This window comes from Nostoc sp. (assembly GCF_036918015.1).
Classification (GTDB): domain Bacteria; phylum Cyanobacteriota; class Cyanobacteriia; order Cyanobacteriales; family Nostocaceae; genus Nostoc.
This window is the reverse complement of record NZ_JBALEO010000070.1, coordinates 48,771-66,747: the sequence shown is the minus strand read 5'-3', so window position 1 is coordinate 66,747 and position 17,977 is coordinate 48,771. Positions and strand designations below refer to the sequence as shown.

The window sequence follows — 17,977 nt, the reverse complement described above, 5'->3', positions numbered from 1 at the left end:
TAAATACACTAGAGATGTTTTGCTTTGCCAGGGTTGACAATATCTAAATTTTCAAGTTGCTTATGATATCAAAGAAGCTCACGTCTTTTAATAGTCTTTATTCGCTGCTGCCTTTTACGATCATGGATCGCTACCTTGCCAGCGAATTGTTAGCGCCGTTTTTCTTTGGTGTCGGAGCTTTTTCATCAATTGGCGTCACCATTGATGCTGTATTCGATCTCGTCAGAAAAATTGTCGAATCTGGGCTACCTATAGACATTGCTATTCAAGTTTTTTTGTTAAAATTTCCCAATTTTATCGTTTTAGCCTTTCCCATGTCTACGCTGCTGGCTACTTTGATGACCTACAGTCGTCTTTCTAGCGAGAGCGAACTAATTGCTTTGCGTGGTTGTGGCGTCAGTGTCTATCGCATGGTGCTAACTGCTGTGATGTTAAGTCTTGTGGTTACAGGAATGACATTTGTGTTTAACGAAGAAATTGCACCAGCAGCAAATTATCAAGCGGCGATGACTCTGGATAAAGCACTCAAATCAGACAAGCCAACTTTTAAACAACAAAATATTTTCTATCCTGAATACCAGGATGTTGTCCAGCCGGATGGCTCTAAGAATCGGATATTGACACGCTTGTTTTACGCCGACCAATTTGATGGTAAGCGGATGAAAGGGTTGACAATTATAGATCGCTCAACAAAAAATCTGAATCAAATTGTGGTATCAGAATCTGCTCAGTGGAATCCTTCTCAAAATGTCTGGGATTTTTACAACGGTACAATCTATTTTGTTGCTGCCGATCGCTCTTATCGTAATATCGTCAAATTTGAACAACAACAACTGCAACTACCGCGCACGCCATTAAGTTTGGCAGAAAAAAGCCGGGATTATGGTGAGATGAATATTTCTGAAGCACTACAGCAACTAGATGTGGAAAATCTTGGTGGCGATCGCCAAAAAATTCGTAAACTTGAAGTGCGGATTCAACAAAAAATCTCTTTGCCCTTTGTATGCGTGGTTTTTGGCTTGGTAGGTGCAGCGATGGGAAGCATACCGCAACGGACGGGGAGAGGTACCAGCTTTGGGATTAGTGTCGTAGTTATATTTTCCTACTACTTAATTTTCTTTGTTAGTGGGGCGATCGCACAAGCAGGTGTCCTCTCTCCCTTTATGGGGGCTTGGTTGCCCAACTTTCTTTTTTTGGGAATAGGTTTATTCTTATTGATGCGAGTTGCCAGACGTTAAATTGAGGTGGATGCGGAAGTATACAAACAATTATTAAACATCTGGTGAAATTAAATTTAGTCATTAGTCATTAGTCATTTGTCATTTGTCATTTGTGTTGACCAAGGACAAAGGACAAAGGACAAATGACAACCTCACCAGTTGATGTGCAATCTTATTTGCGTAACAGCTTATTATTCTCCCACTTCAATTACGGGTGATAATTTCGACATTGTGGTGCATCGGGGTTTTCCTTGCAGTATTCTTCAAAAGAGACTTTAGCTGATATCATACCCTCAGCTTTTTGATGAGCTGCTTCTGCCTGAAGTTCTTCTACCTCATCCCAGGCAGCAGCACAGGGTTTAGAATAAGCACCTTGTTCAGTGCAAATAGCACGAGCTTGGCCAATTGCTTTTTGAATTCTCTCCTCCAGCAGTAGCGCTTTTGGCGCTTCCACAAAGTCGCTTTTAGTCAAAATGTCGGTAATCGAGATGATGCCCAACAACTTGCCTTGAATCACAGGTGCGCGATGAATCCCAGTATTAGCAAATAACCGCGCTACATATTCCACACCCAAATCAGGATTGACCACAATGCAGGGCTTGCTCATAATTTCATAAACCCGCACTTGCTTTGGATCTTTCCCGTAGGCTGTTATCTTATAAACAATATCTGTTTCTGTAACAATGCCATAAGCATCATTGTCATAGCGACGATCCACAACCAGCGCTCGCAATCCTTTATCCTTCATCAGCCCCACCGCTTCAGCAACAGTTGCCGAACCGCGAATGGTAACTACGTCTTTGGTCATGATATCTTCAGCTTTCATCATTGCTGTAGTCTCCTGGTTAATAGTCCGGTGCAGCACTGCGCCCTCATGGACGTATTGAAGCGTTGCAGCGCACAGTTGGCTAACTAGAAAGTAAAAAAAGTTGAACTTTTGCCCAGCTACAACAATAAATTAGACCAGTTGTCAACTTATGATGTTATCCAATGTAACCAATGCCCAAAAACCAAGCATAAATTGTGATAATATTTTGCCGATTAACAAATATTTATTTTTTCATTGCCGAAAATTGCCGCATTTTCCAGAAATAGCTAGAAATCCAATTGGTAATAATATGAGCAACAATCGGCACTAACAAGTTGCCCGTGAGTAGGGCGCTATATGCCAATATCATCCCGACAATTGTTGCCCAAATTACATAAGGCCATTGTTGGGAACCGCTAAAATGCAAGATGCCAAAGCAAAGACTGGATACAATTACAGCTGTCACATCGGAGCCTAAAGCTGGTAGCATCACACCCCTAAATAACAATTCTTCACTCAATCCTGGTAGCAACCCCAGCCAAATTAAATCTGGTAAAGCTAAAGGCTTCAATACTACTTCTAGGTAATAATCTGCACTTTTACGATAGGCAGTCCATAGGCGGTAAGTTAAGCCACTCAACGCGGTGAGTACAAACCCCAACCCTACACCGAAGAGCAGCTCTCTTAGATTCAAGTCCCAAGAAAATAGCAAAAAGTTGCCAAAGTATAACGAAAGTTTGGCGACTATCAACAAAATGATTGCAGTCGCTCCCATCGCCCCAAGTACTTGGATGCGCGTCAGGTATGGAATTTCTGGCTCTTGCTTTTGTTGTTCAATCACGGGTTTTTTAGGGGAGAGGGGCAGGGGGAGCAGGGGAGCAGGGGAGCAGGGGAGCAGGGGAGCAGGGGAGCAGGGGAGCAGGGGAGCAGGGGAGAATAATTTTTAGCTGTAATTCAGGGAATTAATATGAATTCTAACTTCATACTCCTGCCTCCTGCCTTCTCCCTTGGCGCTAGCCTCTCCCTTTGGGAGAAGGGGAGACGCTAAAAGCGATCTGCCTCCTGCCTCCTGCCTCCTGCCTCCTAGCTCCTAACTACTGGCTGCAAAGGTAATAATTTGGGACGGAGAGCGGAGGGATTGATGCCTGCTTTGTGTGCTACCAATACACCTACTGCTTCTAAATATGAGTTTACCTGTATAGATTTGATCCCCAAAGGTTGGGCAGGAACTTTTATCAGAGTTTTATTTTCTTCTACTGTAATTATTTGGCATCGTCTTTGGCTTAAACTCAGTAAGGCACTGCTACCACAAGCATTTGCCGGTGCGATCGCAGCATCCACTTCATCTGCCCAAATATCTCCTTTCTCTGATGCAATCGCTGCTTTATCTATTATAAATTGTGGGGCACGACTTAATCCGACAAGCACACACGGCAAAAAGGTATAGCCCAATTCTTCGGCGGCAGAACGGGGTGATAAATCAGGTTGTGGAGGTTCGCTTAAAAGGGCGGGAGAATGAGCGCAAGGAATTTGAAAGGTTCGCACTAGCAAATGACTAATTACGGCTTCTGCACCCGCTAGGGGATCGACACCTTCACCCTGGCGATATTTTTGTACTGCTTCCTCATCCATATCATCGGGGAAACGGGCAACAACTGCGATCGCTTCTGCCCCCGCTTTTTTGATTAATATCTCAGCTGCCCTTAACAAGCTATCTGGGTTGCCAATTGTTCCCCAACTAGCTCCCGATGCTGTAGTCCGTAATTCTACATTTAATGGTGCATCAGTGATTACATAATCTGTTAAGGTCAATCCGAGAGTTGCTCTAACTGCATCTGCGGCTTGTATATGTCGTAGCCGTAACTCTGGCTCAATGGCTTGGTCTAAAAGCAAACCTACTTTATTACTGCGGACTGGACGCAAACCCCAGCATCCAGAAGCGAATTTGTCAAGACCATAACCTTCAACATAGAAAGCGTTAGGGAGATTCCAATACAAACTTGCGCCATTAAGGACATTGGGGTGAGTAATTAGGCGATCGCAAACCTGTGCTATAACTTTGGCAACAGGCAAAGCATCTCCTGCATAACCCCCAATGGCAGCCCCAACGCCAGTTGGTACGATTAAGATAGCTGTGTATGGACGCATATTGAGTGCTGAGTGCTGAGTTATGAGTTTATGAATCAAAAGCCATTAAATACTAACTCCCAATTCCCAATTCTCAACTTTACAACTTCCATCTCTCAACTCTCAACTTCTAACTCAGCACTCACTACTCAGCACTCAGCACTCACTACTCAGCACTCTTTGTCACCACAGCTTCAACTGTAGCTTTTTGTTCGTCAGTATCTACAGAAGTAACTGCCCAACGCAGAGGTTCGCCTTGTTTCTTCAACTCTGTTTCAATTACTTCTAGTAACTCTGCGGGAGTTTCTTGTAAATCAATTTCTGCGGTAATAAAATGAGTCGTCATTTTGGTAAATCCTGTTGATTTGTAGTTTCTATAATAGCTGACTTCATCTGCAATGAAATACTTCTGTAATTTATCAGATTTGGTAATCTCAATGAACAGTTATTCAGTTATGAATAATCATCCGATATACTGATAACTGTTCGCTGATTATTTGCCTTTGCCAAATTGTAACTGATAAACTACATCTTCTTTTTCCGTCTGAATTTTCAAATCAGAAAGGGGTTTGGCAACACAAAGCAATACGTAACCTTGCTTTTGCAAATCTGGACTAACGCCCATACCATCAGCTTGATCCACAGTTCCCTCGCTTATTTGACCGGCGCAAGTTGTGCAGACACCTGCATTACAAGAACTCGGCAGTTCCAAACCAGCAGCATCGGCAACTGATAAGATCGTTTCATTTTCAGGAACTTGCAAGGTATGAATTTTGCCTTGGTGATCAATTTCTACGGTGTAAGTTTTGGGCATATACAAAAGAAGGTCATGCTACGGACAAATTTATTAGTTTATCTGAATTAGTTAAAAATATCCAGATGTTACTATAAAAATTTAGGTAAAAAATTGATAATCATAGCAACTAATTCTGAACAATTTTTAGATTAGTAACATTATTTACTATACAATACACAAATAAATTAGTTAAATTTGCTTACTATAAATATGCGCGTAGGCGTAGCCCAACCTAGGCATCGCGTTTCTTTATAGACTGTATCTGTAAGTCTGCCTTTTGGCATTGGTTCGATGTCTTGGAAAGTTGACACCACACAAAAGAAGGCGGCTTGGTCGCTGTATGTGGAATTGGTGACACGCATTGCTGTACAACCTTTGGAAGTTGACCAGGGTTTGGTACGAGAAGCGATGAACTCTCTTTATAGTTTATTTGGTACAACCCGCGAAGTTCTCAAAGCCGCCGAGTCGGATGTAGGTGCTTCTCGTAATTCTGTGGGGGGAATTGCGATGGCGTACCCGCTCACCGTAGGCGATCGCAGTGTTGAATAATAGGTTAAGGCCGTTTTTGGCTAAATGGCATCGTAAATCAACAATATACACTATGTAGCGATGGTTGCACTCACCAACAAACTTTAGTCATCAATATTATAAGGTTGACTCTTAAGGTTACAGCATTAAGCCTTAGAGCTAGAACATAAAGCCTTAAGGTGATAACATTAAGGCTTCAGGCTAGAACATAAAGCCTTAAAGTTACAACATTAAGGCTTAGAGCTAGAACATAAAGCCTTAAAGTTACAACATTAAGGCTTAAAGTTAGAGCGATCGCTGTTGACATAGAATACAGACCATTTGTAGGGGCACAGCAATGCTCATAAGTGTCAACTTAACGTAAAAACCATGTTCCGCAAGGAACTTTAGTTCCTTGCTAATAGCTCAAGTCATCTTAAAGATGACTAAATAATCCGAAAAGTCTTTAGTCTACTTCAGTAGACTTTAGCTATTAGCCTTGAACTTTAGTTCCAGGCGGGTGAGGAAGCTAACAGTTAAGCTACTTTTGCTTATTTGGACACCAATCAGCAATGCTGTGCCCTATTGTCTATTGCTTAAACATAATATTATTTTGCTGAAAATCAACCTTTGATGATCAAATTCCGAGAAATCACGGGCATAAATAAAAACTTTTACTAAAAAAATGCGCTTTTTGCTGAACCAAAATCCAGGTTAATTGAGAGAAAATAGCTCTGTAAAGCTTTTAAAAGTGTAAAATTATGACTCGAAGAAAACGTAGTTCCCGAATTCTAGAAAAAGCCGAGTTTAGAGTTGCCGGACTGAAAGCTATCGATCCAAAGATAAATTTTGATGATACTTACAACTTGCAAAACCTGACTCAATTAATAGACAATTTTCACAATATGCTTGATGAGTATAACGCTGCTATAGCTATGATTGACTCTTCTAGAAAAAAGCTGGATGAGATGGAAAAAACCTTAAGTCAGGTTTCAGACAAAATGCTGATGGGTGTTGGTTTCAAATACGGCAAAAACAGCAATGAATATGAACTTGCAGGTGGCGTTAGAGACAGCGAACGTATCCGTAAAAGCAGATTGACACGCTTGAAAGCTAACACAGATAAAACATTAAATGAAAATGCAATAACCGCCTAGTACCGCAAGGCGGAAGTCAAAAGTTAACACTGAGCGGAGTCAAAAGTCAAAAGTTAAAAGGCTTATAGAATCTGCTTTTAACTTTTTTAGAATGGTATCTGTGAAAATTAAAGGTGTCTATAGGAATCCGGTTTGATTTCTGAAAAAAATTAAGTATTTGTAGGGTGCGTTAGACTAAAGTCATAACGCACCAAACCCTTGAAAATGGTGCGTTACGCTTCGCGATAACACACCCTATGTGTTGTTCAAAAATCAAATAGTAATCCTATAGAACCCCGACTTCTCAAAGAAGTCGGGGTTCTATTTCATCACAAATAATTCAGGACTGCTATATAATAAGACTTTGCATTAACCCAGAACTTCCGAAATCTTAAAATTGAATGACCAGGTTTATCCATGATAAATTCGCCAAAGACTATCTAGAAGAATTATTAAAAGATTACGGAGAAGTCAAGGCATCAGAAAAAGTCTCAGGAGAGATCAAAGAAATAGATGTTTTATTCACTCCTGCTAAACAGCAAAGTTCTAATATACAAATACTGGGTTTGCTAGGAAGATTTGCTGAACATCCTGCGATTATAGAACCCTTCCGAAATCCAGCTTCTACCGATGAAATCTGCGACTGTATTCTAAAATTATTAGAAATCAAGGCTCTCCTGCGACGAGAAGCTAAAGCCAATAAAACCAAACTTCAAGACGCAGAAATTCCCAAATTGTGGGTTTTTACACCAACTATATCTGAAACTAGATTGTCTAGCTTTGGAACTATGCAAAAAGCAGGTTGGTTATCAGGAGTGCATTTTTTGCCAGATGCCTTACGAACAGCAATTGTGGCAATACACCAACTACCCCAAACACCAGAGACATTATGGTTGAGGCTTCTAGGTAGGGGAAATGTGCAGTCACAAGCGATTATCGAGTTGCAAGCGTTACCATTAGATCATCCATACCAAAAAGCAACTCTTGAATTAGTTTACAACTTGCGCGAAAACTTGAGAGTAAATCAAGAATTAGAAGCAGATGATAGGGAGTTAATTATGCGACTAGAACCACTTTATCAAAGAGACAGAGAACAAGCCAAAGAAGAGGGAAGGCAAGAGGGAGAACAAGACTTAATACTGCGTCTACTAAATCGCCGTATTGGTGAAATTGATGCATCATTAATCGGGCAAATTAAAGGTTTATCGATTGAACAATTAGAGAATTTAGGAGAAGCATTACTAGACTTTTCTAACGTCGCTGATTTAGAAACTTGGTTAAACCAACAATCAATCTAATTCATTATTACTACACTTGGCGACTAGAAGTCGCAGCTATACAGACTTGTGTTGAGCATCTCGACTTACTTCGACTACGCTCAGTACAAGTCGCTCGTTGGCGTAGCCTCTCGTAGAGATGGAACCGGAGTCGAAATACAAAACCCACCGACCTGGGTTAAAAATCCTTAATTTACTCTTAGTCCACGGAGGTGGACAATGTTAGTGTAGTATCGAATTCTATTCGCTTCATACTTTTCAAAGTATACCTTCAGTATAAAAAAAATTGCTAATAACCGATTACCAGTAAGGCTTTTAGTAATAAAAGTAAGCTAAACTTTTATAGCCAAGTATTGCCTAAAAATATTTCATAATTGAAGGGAGAAAATCCCAATGGAGAACATAAAAATGCTAGAACAATATCGTAAACACCTTGCCGAAAGAGCAGCACTGGGAATTCCCCCCTTACCATTGGATGCAAAGCAGACATCTGAACTGTGCGAATTACTGAAAAATCCGCCCAAGGGTCAAGAGGATATATTATTGCATTTATTGAGCGATCGCGTTTCTCCTGGTGTCGATCCAGCAGCTTATGTCAAAGCCGGATTTCTCACCGCCATTGCCAAGGAAGAAATCACCAGTCCGTTGATTGCGCCCATCGAAGCAGTGCAATTGCTGGGCACAATGATCGGTGGTTACAATGTGCAATCTTTAATCGATTTGCTGCAATTGCCCACCGTATCCCTTTCCGACTCATCCGAAACACCTCTGGTAATGGGCGGACAAGGAAAGGAACCCATCGCCGCCTACGCCGCCAACGCCTTAAGCAAAATCCTCTTGGTATATGACGCTTACCACGATGTTTTAGAGTTATCTAAAACTAATCCTTTCGCCAAGCGGGTGGTTGACTCTTGGGCGGAAGCTGAATGGTTTACCAGTCGCCCCACAGTACCAGAAGCGATTAATGTCACCGTTTTTAAAGTTCCTGGCGAAACCAATACCGACGATTTATCGCCCGCCCAAAGTGCCACAACTCGCCCAGATATTCCCTTACACGCCTTAGTGATGTTAGAGTCACGGCAACCGGGAAGCTTACAAACTATTGCCGAGTTGAAGGAAAAAGGGCATCCTGTAGCTTATGTAGGGGATGTAGTTGGTACTGGTTCCTCGCGTAAATCTGCCATCAACTCCGTATTGTGGCATACAGGAAATAATATACCTTTTGTGCCAAACAAACGCGCTGGGGGTTATGTTTTAGGTGGTGCGATCGCGCCTATTTTCTTTAACACAGCAGAAGATGCCGGTGCTTTGCCTATTCAGTGCGATGTCACCAAATTAGAAACTGGCATGGTAATTACCATCCATCCCTACAAAGGCGAAATCACCAACGAAACAGGCGAAGTCATTTCCACCTTTGACCTCAAACCTGATACTATCCTCGATGAAGTCCGCGCAGGTGGACGCATCCCCCTACTTATTGGACGTACCCTCACCGATAAAACTCGTCTTGCACTTGGTTTAGAACCCAGCAAAGTTTTCACCCGTCCCCAGCAAGCCTTTGATACAGGCAAAGGCTACACCCTAGCACAAAAAATGGTAGGTAAAGCTTGCGGATTACCTGGTGTGCGTCCCGGCACATCTTGCGAACCCATCATCACTACCGTTGGTTCCCAAGATACCACAGGCCCGATGACTCGCGACGAATTGACAGAACTCGCCTGTCTTGGTTTCAGTGCAGACTTAGTGATTCAGAGTTTCTGCCACACAGTAGCTTATCCCAAACCAGTAGACATCAAAACCCATCACGAACTCCCTGATTTCTTTGCATCTCGTGGCGGCGTCGCCCTCCGTCCCGGTGATGGTATCATCCACTCTTGGTTAAACCGGATGCTGCTACCCGACACCGTGGGAACTGGCGGTGACTCTCACACCCGCTTCCCCTTGGGTATTTCCTTCCCCGCCGGTTCTGGGTTGGTAGCGTTTGCAGCCGCCTTGGGTGTCATGCCTTTAGATATGCCAGAGTCAGTTTTGGTAAGATTTAAAGGTGAATTGCAACCAGGTATCACCCTGCGCGATGTCGTAAATGCCATTCCCTACGTAGCAATTCAAAAAGGTTTGCTGACAGCAGAGAAGCAGAACAAGAAAAATGTTTTCTCCGGGCGAATTCTAGAAATCGAAGGTTTGCCAGATTTAAAAGTTGAACAAGCCTTTGAACTCACCGATGCAAGTGCCGAACGTTCTTGTGCCGGATGCACAATTAAGCTGAGTGTAGAGACAATTTCTGAATATCTGCGTTCTAATATAGCATTGCTGAAAAATATGATAGCACGGGGCTATCACGATGCCCGTACCATGCTGCGCCGTGTGGCCAAGATGGAAGAATGGTTAGCAAATCCTGTGTTATTAGAAGGCGATGCCGATGCAGAGTATGCCGAAATAATTGAAATTGATTTGAACGAAATCAAAGAACCAATTGTTGCTGCTCCCAATGACCCCGATAATGTTAAGTTATTATCGGAAGTTGCTAACGATCCAGTGCAAGAAGTATTCCTCGGTTCTTGTATGACAAATATTGGTCATTATCGGGCAACAGCGAAAGTTTTGGAAGGCGCAGGTGAAGTGAAAACTCGTCTGTGGATAGCACCACCAACCCGTATGGATGAACACCAATTAAAAGAAGAAGGTGTATACAGCATTTTTGGGGCTGCGGGTGCGCGTACAGAAATGCCAGGATGCAGTTTGTGCATGGGTAATCAGGCGCGAGTTGCTGATGGCACAACAGTGTTTTCTACGTCTACCCGCAACTTCAATAATCGCATGGGTAAAGATGCGCGAGTGTATCTTGGTTCAGCAGAATTAGCCGCAGTTTGTGCGTTGCTGGGACGACTTCCGACAGTGCAGGAATATTTGGATATTGTAGCGAGTAGAATTGAGCCTTTTGCAGATGATTTGTATCGGTATTTGAACTTTGATCAAATTGCTGGTTTTGAGGATGAAGGGCGCGTGATTTCTAAAGAGGAGCAGGCTTTGTTAGTATAGTTTAATTAGGTGGGTATTATGCCCACCTAATATTTAGCGTTTCCAAGAGGAATATTAATGACTAGTCCATCTTTTATAAATGAAAAAAACCTTTATGAACAAGATTTTTACTTGTGGACACAAACAATTGCTCATCAGTTAAAAGAAAATAATTTTAATGAAATAGATATAGTTAATCTAATTGAAGAAATTGAAAGCATGGGGAGAAGTGAAAAACGCGAGTTAAAAAATCGATTAATTGTACTATTGATGCACTTGCTGAAATGGCAATATCAACCAGAAAAATGTAGTGAAAGTTGGCGCAGTAACATTTCTGAACAACGTATTTGTATTGAAACATTATTAGAAGATAGTCCCAGTTTTGAACCTCTACTTGCAGAAGTATTTGAAAATTGTTATCAAAAAGCTCGTGTAAAAGCATCTGATGAAACAGGTATTAAATTACATTTATTTCCTAAAGAATCTCCTTTTACATTAGAAGAAACCTTAAAAAACATTTATTAAGTTGAAGCAATAAATTTTTACACCGTTGATATGGGTGCTAGTGAAATTTCTCGTGCTTCTGTTTTGCGTATTTTGCGACAATTTGGTTTGACTGATGAGGAAGTAGAAAGTTTGTGAAGGTAAATAATTTTGAATTTCACTAACTTCAAAAAAAACCTAAAACTAAACTTATTTTAATTTATTTTTTCTAGCCATATTTGTAATGCCTTGTCAACTAGAGATGATGTCCTTATTTAGAATAAGTAAAGGTAGTGAAGTTGCGATCGCACCCTTGCACTTCACACACAGACCTAACCCCCCAACCCCCTTCCCTGCAAGGGAAAGGGGAGAAATCCGGCTCCCCTCTCCGCTTCGGAGAGGGGTTGGGGGAGAGGTCAATCATAAAAAATAAACACCTTATACTTCATAAATGAATAATTCAACACCCGAAGAACCCTCTTCAGTTAAAAAAGAAGGAACTCGCAATATTGTAATCGGATACAAAGCAGACTTAGTTAAAGTGCAACGTGCCAAAGAACTTCGTCAGCAAATGACACCAGAAGAAAAAATTCTTTGGCAACATCTTCGTGCTAATCGCCTGAATGGTTTGCACTTTCGCCGTCAGCAGATTATCAATGGCTTTATTGCAGACTTTTACTGTCACGCAACTGCATTAGTGATAGAAGTAGATGGCAAAATTCATGAACAACAAGCCGAATATGATGCAGAACGAGACAAAGTTTTGTCAGCTAGGGGACTGCGTTTGTTGCGAATTAAAAATGAAGAAGTGAGACACGAAATTGATAAAGTTTTGAAACGTATTGTCAAAGCTTGTTGTGAAGAGACCTAACCCCCCAACCCCCTTCCCTTGTAGGGAAGGGGGAGAAATCTGGCTCCCCTCTCCGCCTCGGAGAGGGGTCGGGGGAGAGGTCAATCCATGCGATCGCGATAAACTGTTAAAATCTAATTACCTGACACCAAAATTTTAACAGGTGAACACCAATGGATTTTTACATATAGGAGTTATTAAAATGCTTGAAGTTCACAAAAACTATGTTCTCGACGAAAATCAACGACCTATTGCCGTACAAATTCCTATCGCTGAATTTGAAAAAATTGAAGAGATTCTTGAGGATTACGGTTTAGCAAAACTCATGGAGGAAGTAGAGGAAGAAAAACCATTATCGAAAGATGAAGCACTAAAATATTATCAATCACTAAAAGAAGAAAATGTGGCAAGTTGAATATACTAAAAGATTCTTGAAAGAACTTGCTGCTTTACCAGTTGAGGTTCAAAGTCGCTTAGAACCTATCATCTTTCAAGAACTTGAATCAGAGAATCCATTTGAATTAGGATATCTTGAAAAACTGAAAGGCTATAGTGATAAATATAAAATTCGAGTTGGTGATTATCGGATTGGCATTACTCTTGATCAAGAAACAAAAACATTAATCTGCCAACGAGTTGCTCATCGCAAAGACATCTACAGAATTTTTCCTTGAAGCAGATACTGTAGTATTAAAATTATAGGCGATCGCAAAAGTTATTTAACTGCTGAAACTCTTCACAAAATTGAACAAATCAAAACCAACCGTAAAAAATTTGCCGTTGAACTTCCTCTGAAAGTGGCTAGTTTTTGATCGTGAATAATTGCCCAAATCACCTGTTGCTTCAACTATTGTCTCACTAATACACATTTATGGACTTCTACACAGCAGTTTTGCGAAAGAGTGCGGGTTATTGGGTTGCTTTATGCTTAGAAAATAGACTGGTAGGACAAGGAATAAATCAAGAAGCAGCAATAAAGCAACTTAATAAAGCGATCGCATCTTTTTTGGAAGTCTATAAAATCGAATCTAATATTTACCATACTTCACTCACTATAGAAGAATTACATGAGTTTTTGGCAGTGGAAGACACTGAATTAGTATGATAAATCTTCGAGTTCAAGAAAGTTTACATAAAAGTGCATAAGGTAGACGATCGTAGACTTCGGATATTAATGGCTGTACGATGTCTACGACGGGCTACGCCTACGCCATCTCACTAATTTTTTATACCAACCATAATTCATGTCTTCGTCCCCAGATGCGCCTATAGTAGTCTGGGACTTGCTGCAATTGATTAGACAAGATCATATTTCTCTAGCTTGCCCAACACTAGTAGAGAAGAACTGAGGGGTTAGGTCTATGACTCAACTTAGAAGCGTAGACTAGATAGCCCTGACAATTGGACTGAAGCAGGAAATGTAACTGTATTGTAACGGTGGCTTTAGCTGCCGTTTTTTATTGACGTTGCAAAAGTTTACATTTAGAATGGAATCGTCAAAACTCGATAAGTATTTATTCTTATTTATCCTGATAATTTGACATTTAATGAGTATATGTTCTTATCTATGTCAAAAATTTAATATTCATAGAGTTAAAGAATGTTTACAAAAGTATTGATTCCTTAATATAATGAAATTAAAAGCGATAAGCCAAATTGATTGTCAGAAGTGATGAATGCTATTGAATTTCCCTGGCTAACAGCCATAATACTCTTACCCTTGGTGGCTGCCTTAGCCATCCCCCTAATCCCAGACAAAGAAGGTAGAACTGTTCGGTGGTATGGTCTGGGAGTTGCTTTTGCCGACTTTGCACTGATGATTTATGCCTTTTGGTATAACTACGACTTCCAGAGTTCAACACTCCAACTTGTAGAAAACTATCCTTGGATACCGCAGTTGGGTTTGCATTGGGCTGTGGGGGTTGACGGTTTATCGATGCCCTTACTGCTTCTGACAGGCTTAATAAATACCCTCGCAATATTCGCGGCTTGGAAAGTTACCAACAAGCCGCGATTATTTTATGGTTTGATGTTAGCGATGTACAGCGCCCAACTTGGCGTATTTGTTGCCCAAGATTTGCTACTGTTCTTCCTGATGTGGGAAATCGAGTTAGTGCCGGTTTACCTGCTGATTTCCATTTGGGGAGGACAAAACCGCCGTTATGCCGCTACCAAATTCATTCTTTACACCGCTGCTGCATCAATATTTATCTTGATTGCTGGTTTTGCAATGGCATTCTCTGGAGATACCGTCACCTTCGACATGGCAACTCTAGGAATGAAAGAATATCCCAAAACTTTAGAATTGTTGGTTTATGCAGGTTTCTTAATTGCCTTCGGTGTAAAGTTACCGATTTTCCCTTTACACACTTGGCTACCTGATGCCCACGGTGAAGCATCAGCACCCGGTTCAATGATTTTGGCTGGTGTGTTGTTAAAAATGGGTGGTTATGCTCTCATCCGCTTCAATGTGGAAATGTTGCCCAATGCCCACGTGACTTTTGCCCCAGTGTTAGCAGTTTTGGGTGTGGTTAATATTGTCTACGGTGCTTGCTGTGCCTTTGCTCAAACCAATCTCAAACGCCGTTTGGCTTACTCTTCAATTGCCCACATGGGGTTTGTGCTGATTGGGATTGCCTCTTACACAGAACTAGGTATCAGTGGTGCAGTGTTACAGATGGTTTCCCACGGCTTGATTGCTGCTAGCTTGTTCTTCCTGTCTGGCGTGACCTACGATCGCACTCACACCTTAATGATGGATAAAATGGGCGGTATGGCCAAGGTAATGCCCAAAACCTTTGCTCTGTTTACCATTGGTTCAATGGCTTCTCTCGCCTTACCCGGAATGAGTGGTTTTGTGGGTGAGTTGATGGTATTTCTGGGTATCGCCACCAGTGATGTTTACAGTTCCAGCTTCAAAGTTGTAGTCGTGCTGCTGTCAGCAGTTGGCGTGATTTTGACACCGATTTATTTACTGTCGATGCTGCGTCAAGTGTTCTACGGTGAGCAAAGCCAAGAGTTGCACTTGGATGCTGTAATATCTGATGTTAAACCCCGCGAAATATTTATTACCGCTTGTTTGCTGCTGCCAATCATCGGAATCGGGTTTTATCCCAAGTTGGCAACGCAGACGTATGATGTGAAAGCAGTAGAATTAGCCGCTCATGCTCGTCAAGTTTTACCAGTTGTTGCTCATCAACAACCATCAAGTCTGTACTCGCGTATTTTCTCTGCACCAACATTGGCTACTTCTCAAGTTGAAAGTTCGATTAACATTTCTGAGTAAATTAACTTCCCATTAAGGGGTCTGCAAGTAAATTCTAAATATTAGGAGAATAAAGGGGTGGTTATGAAACCACCCCTAAAATTTTGGCATTATTTGAGTTGAAATAGATTTTTAGGTAAGGGCAATTCATGTAGACGCATTCGCAAAGTATCTGTCTGCGACACGCTGCGTGTCGCAGACAGATGCTACGCAAATACTAACGCACATCACTATCCCATGAATGCAACAATTGTTGTCAAGCCTGGACAATAAAGGTATCGCTACCGAATCACTGCTTTTGCTTTTTCGGCATCACAGGAGCCAAAAAATACTTGATGGCCGTTTATGCGGCGTAATCGGATAAAGTCGAGCTTAGGCTTGCTTATCTGAATTATCAAATTCTGCGACTCTATAAAAGTAATAGACATATCCAGAAATTAATTATGCGTTACCTGCAACCCTTGTAGAGACGTTGTAATGCAATGTCTCTACATTCTTTTTCACCAGATGTAAAATACAAGAAGAAACGACAGAAATATCTCTGTAGCTTTAATGTTAGTTTTATTCATATACTAGCAAACGCAAGCCTGAATCTTAGAAAAAATTTAATTTTTAAGAAGTATCATATTTCCTCACAAGTTCCTCACATTCTTTTTTATCAGATGTCTAATATAAGGACAAATGACATAAATATCTCTGTAGTTTTAAGATTTATTTTATTGATATTCCAGCAAAATATAGCCTTAGTACTGACAAAATTTAAGTTTTAATAAGTAGTATATTTCCTCACAAGTTCCTCAGATTCTTTTTGTAACTTCAAGATAGAGACACTCAACTATTGCATTAATTAGCTTGAGGGTTTACAGCCTTCTTGCGTTGGGGTCTTTCGGCAAAAGCTAGACTACCTCTTTTTTTAGCAAAGGTATTGAGGCTTAATTCTACTTTTGCATCTACAGGAGAGTATCTCATGGATTTTGCAGAGAAATTGCCATTTTTTAATCTCAAGACTTTAGGCTATTACAGGTGAATCCTACGAAGGTGGTGCTATACCTACACTAAGTTAATTTCTGCCACAGTTAAAAACGATTTAGTTTCTAAATAAAGTAAACCTTCTAGCAATTTATCCTGCACTAGTTAAATAGTTGGGGTAGATGCATTTTGACTGCATTTTCCATGAAAAAACAACTTTAACAACATAGGTACAATCAATATGAACTTTAAACAATTTGGTCTATTACTGTCTCTAACTACAATTCTTGGAATGAATGTAATTACGACCAAGGTTTTGGCTGGAGATTTGCCTAGTATTACTTTTGGAGATGCACTCGGTTCTGGTGGATGTAGTGTTGCCGATCAGCTTCCTGGAGAGGATGGTAGAAGCTTATCGATCGTCTTGGATAACTTTAGTGCATTCAATGGTCAGCGTCAAAAGTGTATTTTACGTGTTCAAACTTTTATTCCAAGTGGTTTCATCGTCCAAGATGTACAAGTACTGTACCAAGGAACTACTGATATTGATAGAGGGAGTAGAGGTACCAGCTTAAGCAGAACTTATAGCTTTAGTGGTGGTGCTCTTGGTCAAGCCGTAGCTCCCCCTAAAACTACCAAGTTTACATCTAGTAAGGCATTTGCGGAGCAAGATAACATTACTGTTCTAGCTGCTACAGGTTTATGTAGTGGTGGTGGGCAAGGACTATTAGGTATTAATATGGTTGGACAATCCGCACGAGGAAGTTCTATTTTCGTTGATACAGCCGATCTCAATGCTGGGGATGTAAGGCTTTATTTTGACCTAAAGCGTTGCTAGTCCTTGCTTTTAGCGATTCTGTGGATAGATGGTGATACACCAAACCAAATTCCAAATTTGGTGGTCTTCAATGAGTGATGGGTCTAAATCCCCCACTCATTGAATCTACCGAATGTATTCTTCTTTAAGATTACAAATTTATTTTGATAGAGAATAAGATGATGTTGAGATTAAGTGATGCACGTAATTTTTTCATATTAATATGCTTGTTTTTTTTCTATTGTTATGATGGCAATTCATCTAGCACTGCTGCTGCAATAGACAACCAGCCAAAATTTTTGGTTAATAAGAGATGTAATATAAGTTTCGATCCGCAAATAAATCAGTTTACACTTGGCTCTCCTATAACTGTAAATGCACAATCGCCAAGGGCTAGATGTATCGTTAGAATTAATACCTCTAATACTCAAAAGCAATTTAGGCTCGTGCCTTTAGCTTTAAAAGGTGTAGTAAAGAAAGCACCAGCACAAGTAGCTATTACATCATTTTTACTTGGCGATAAACCAACTCCACATCAAATGATCTATGGAAGTGCTATGAATTTTGATTTGACTAATCAAATACCTCCAACTAACTATACAACTACAGGAAAAAGTGTTTTAGGCGTTAATTTAGTATTAATGACAAACGGAGGAGAATTAGAGTTGACAGAAATGAAGTTTGCACTTCAACAACAATAAAAT

17 protein-coding genes and 1 pseudogene are annotated in these 17,977 nt (G+C 40.7%); 13 read left to right on the top strand and 5 right to left on the bottom strand.

The features are described 5' to 3' along the window. Positions 1-122 precede the first annotated feature (122 nt). Positions 123-1,238, top strand: coding sequence for an LptF/LptG family permease (locus V7K61_RS18535; protein ID WP_335055401.1), 1,116 nt, complete (start codon positions 123-125; stop codon positions 1,236-1,238). 190 nt (positions 1,239-1,428) lie between these two features. Here the strand turns inward: V7K61_RS18535 and V7K61_RS18530 are convergent, their stop codons facing one another. The 5 genes from V7K61_RS18530 to V7K61_RS18510 all read right to left on the bottom strand — a co-directional run bounded on the left by V7K61_RS18530 (position 1,429) and on the right by V7K61_RS18510 (position 4,969). Next, on the bottom strand, positions 1,429-2,049 hold the full coding sequence (locus V7K61_RS18530; protein WP_335055452.1) for a CP12 domain-containing protein: 621 nt from the start codon (positions 2,047-2,049) through the stop codon (positions 1,429-1,431). 223 nt (positions 2,050-2,272) lie between these two features. After that, positions 2,273-2,869 (bottom strand): CPBP family intramembrane glutamic endopeptidase, encoded by a 597-nt coding sequence (locus tag V7K61_RS18525; protein WP_335055399.1) that lies wholly within the window; start codon positions 2,867-2,869, stop codon positions 2,273-2,275. 242 nt (positions 2,870-3,111) lie between these two features. Next, positions 3,112-4,176: a DUF3326 domain-containing protein gene (locus tag V7K61_RS18520; RefSeq protein ID WP_335055397.1), complete on the bottom strand. Its 1,065-nt coding sequence runs from the start codon at positions 4,174-4,176 to the stop codon at positions 3,112-3,114. Between the two features lie 145 nt (positions 4,177-4,321). Further along, positions 4,322-4,501, bottom strand: a complete 180-nt coding sequence (locus tag V7K61_RS18515; RefSeq protein WP_323234590.1) for a hypothetical protein — start codon at positions 4,499-4,501, stop codon at positions 4,322-4,324. Between the two features lie 147 nt (positions 4,502-4,648). Next, positions 4,649-4,969: a 2Fe-2S iron-sulfur cluster-binding protein gene (locus V7K61_RS18510; RefSeq protein ID WP_334930887.1), complete on the bottom strand. Its 321-nt coding sequence runs from the start codon at positions 4,967-4,969 to the stop codon at positions 4,649-4,651. A gap of 273 nt (positions 4,970-5,242) precedes the next feature. Between V7K61_RS18510 and V7K61_RS18505 the strand changes: the two are divergent. From V7K61_RS18505 to V7K61_RS18450, 12 genes and pseudogenes are all read left to right on the top strand, one after another. Then, positions 5,243-5,531: pseudogene (locus tag V7K61_RS18505) on the top strand (hypothetical protein); the annotation flags it as partial. A 688-nt stretch (positions 5,532-6,219) separates the two neighbouring features. Further along, positions 6,220-6,615, top strand: coding sequence for a hypothetical protein (locus V7K61_RS18500; protein ID WP_335055394.1), 396 nt, complete (start codon positions 6,220-6,222; stop codon positions 6,613-6,615). A gap of 380 nt (positions 6,616-6,995) precedes the next feature. Then, positions 6,996-7,892, top strand: coding sequence for a DUF4351 domain-containing protein (locus V7K61_RS18495; RefSeq protein WP_335055392.1), 897 nt, complete (start codon positions 6,996-6,998; stop codon positions 7,890-7,892). Between the two features lie 387 nt (positions 7,893-8,279). Further along, a complete protein-coding gene (gene acnB / locus V7K61_RS18490; RefSeq protein WP_335055450.1) occupies positions 8,280-10,910 on the top strand; it encodes a bifunctional aconitate hydratase 2/2-methylisocitrate dehydratase in 2,631 nt (876 codons plus the stop codon). A gap of 57 nt (positions 10,911-10,967) precedes the next feature. After that, complete coding sequence (locus V7K61_RS18485) at positions 10,968-11,414, top strand: DUF29 domain-containing protein (RefSeq protein ID WP_335055390.1); 447 nt, start codon at positions 10,968-10,970, stop codon at positions 11,412-11,414. Positions 11,415-11,823: 409 nt separating this feature from the next. After that, positions 11,824-12,243, top strand: coding sequence for an endonuclease domain-containing protein (locus V7K61_RS18480; RefSeq protein ID WP_335055388.1), 420 nt, complete (start codon positions 11,824-11,826; stop codon positions 12,241-12,243). 142 nt (positions 12,244-12,385) lie between these two features. After that, positions 12,386-12,637, top strand: a complete 252-nt coding sequence (locus V7K61_RS18475; RefSeq protein ID WP_335055386.1) for a hypothetical protein — start codon at positions 12,386-12,388, stop codon at positions 12,635-12,637. After that, a complete protein-coding gene (locus V7K61_RS18470; RefSeq protein WP_335055384.1) occupies positions 12,624-12,896 on the top strand; it encodes a type II toxin-antitoxin system RelE family toxin in 273 nt (90 codons plus the stop codon). The genes V7K61_RS18475 and V7K61_RS18470 overlap by 14 nt, the downstream gene beginning before the upstream one ends. 197 nt (positions 12,897-13,093) lie before the next feature. Then, positions 13,094-13,327, top strand: coding sequence for a type II toxin-antitoxin system HicB family antitoxin (locus V7K61_RS18465; RefSeq protein ID WP_335055382.1), 234 nt, complete (start codon positions 13,094-13,096; stop codon positions 13,325-13,327). A gap of 567 nt (positions 13,328-13,894) precedes the next feature. After that, positions 13,895-15,508 carry an NAD(P)H-quinone oxidoreductase subunit 4 gene (locus V7K61_RS18460; RefSeq protein ID WP_335055380.1) on the top strand — a complete coding sequence of 538 codons (1,614 nt, stop codon included), beginning with the start codon at positions 13,895-13,897 and terminating at the stop codon, positions 15,506-15,508. A gap of 1,189 nt (positions 15,509-16,697) precedes the next feature. Then, on the top strand, positions 16,698-17,294 hold the full coding sequence (locus V7K61_RS18455; protein ID WP_335055378.1) for a DUF4360 domain-containing protein: 597 nt from the start codon (positions 16,698-16,700) through the stop codon (positions 17,292-17,294). A gap of 158 nt (positions 17,295-17,452) precedes the next feature. After that, on the top strand, positions 17,453-17,974 hold the full coding sequence (locus tag V7K61_RS18450) for a hypothetical protein (RefSeq protein ID WP_335055376.1): 522 nt from the start codon (positions 17,453-17,455) through the stop codon (positions 17,972-17,974). Positions 17,975-17,977 lie beyond the last annotated feature (3 nt).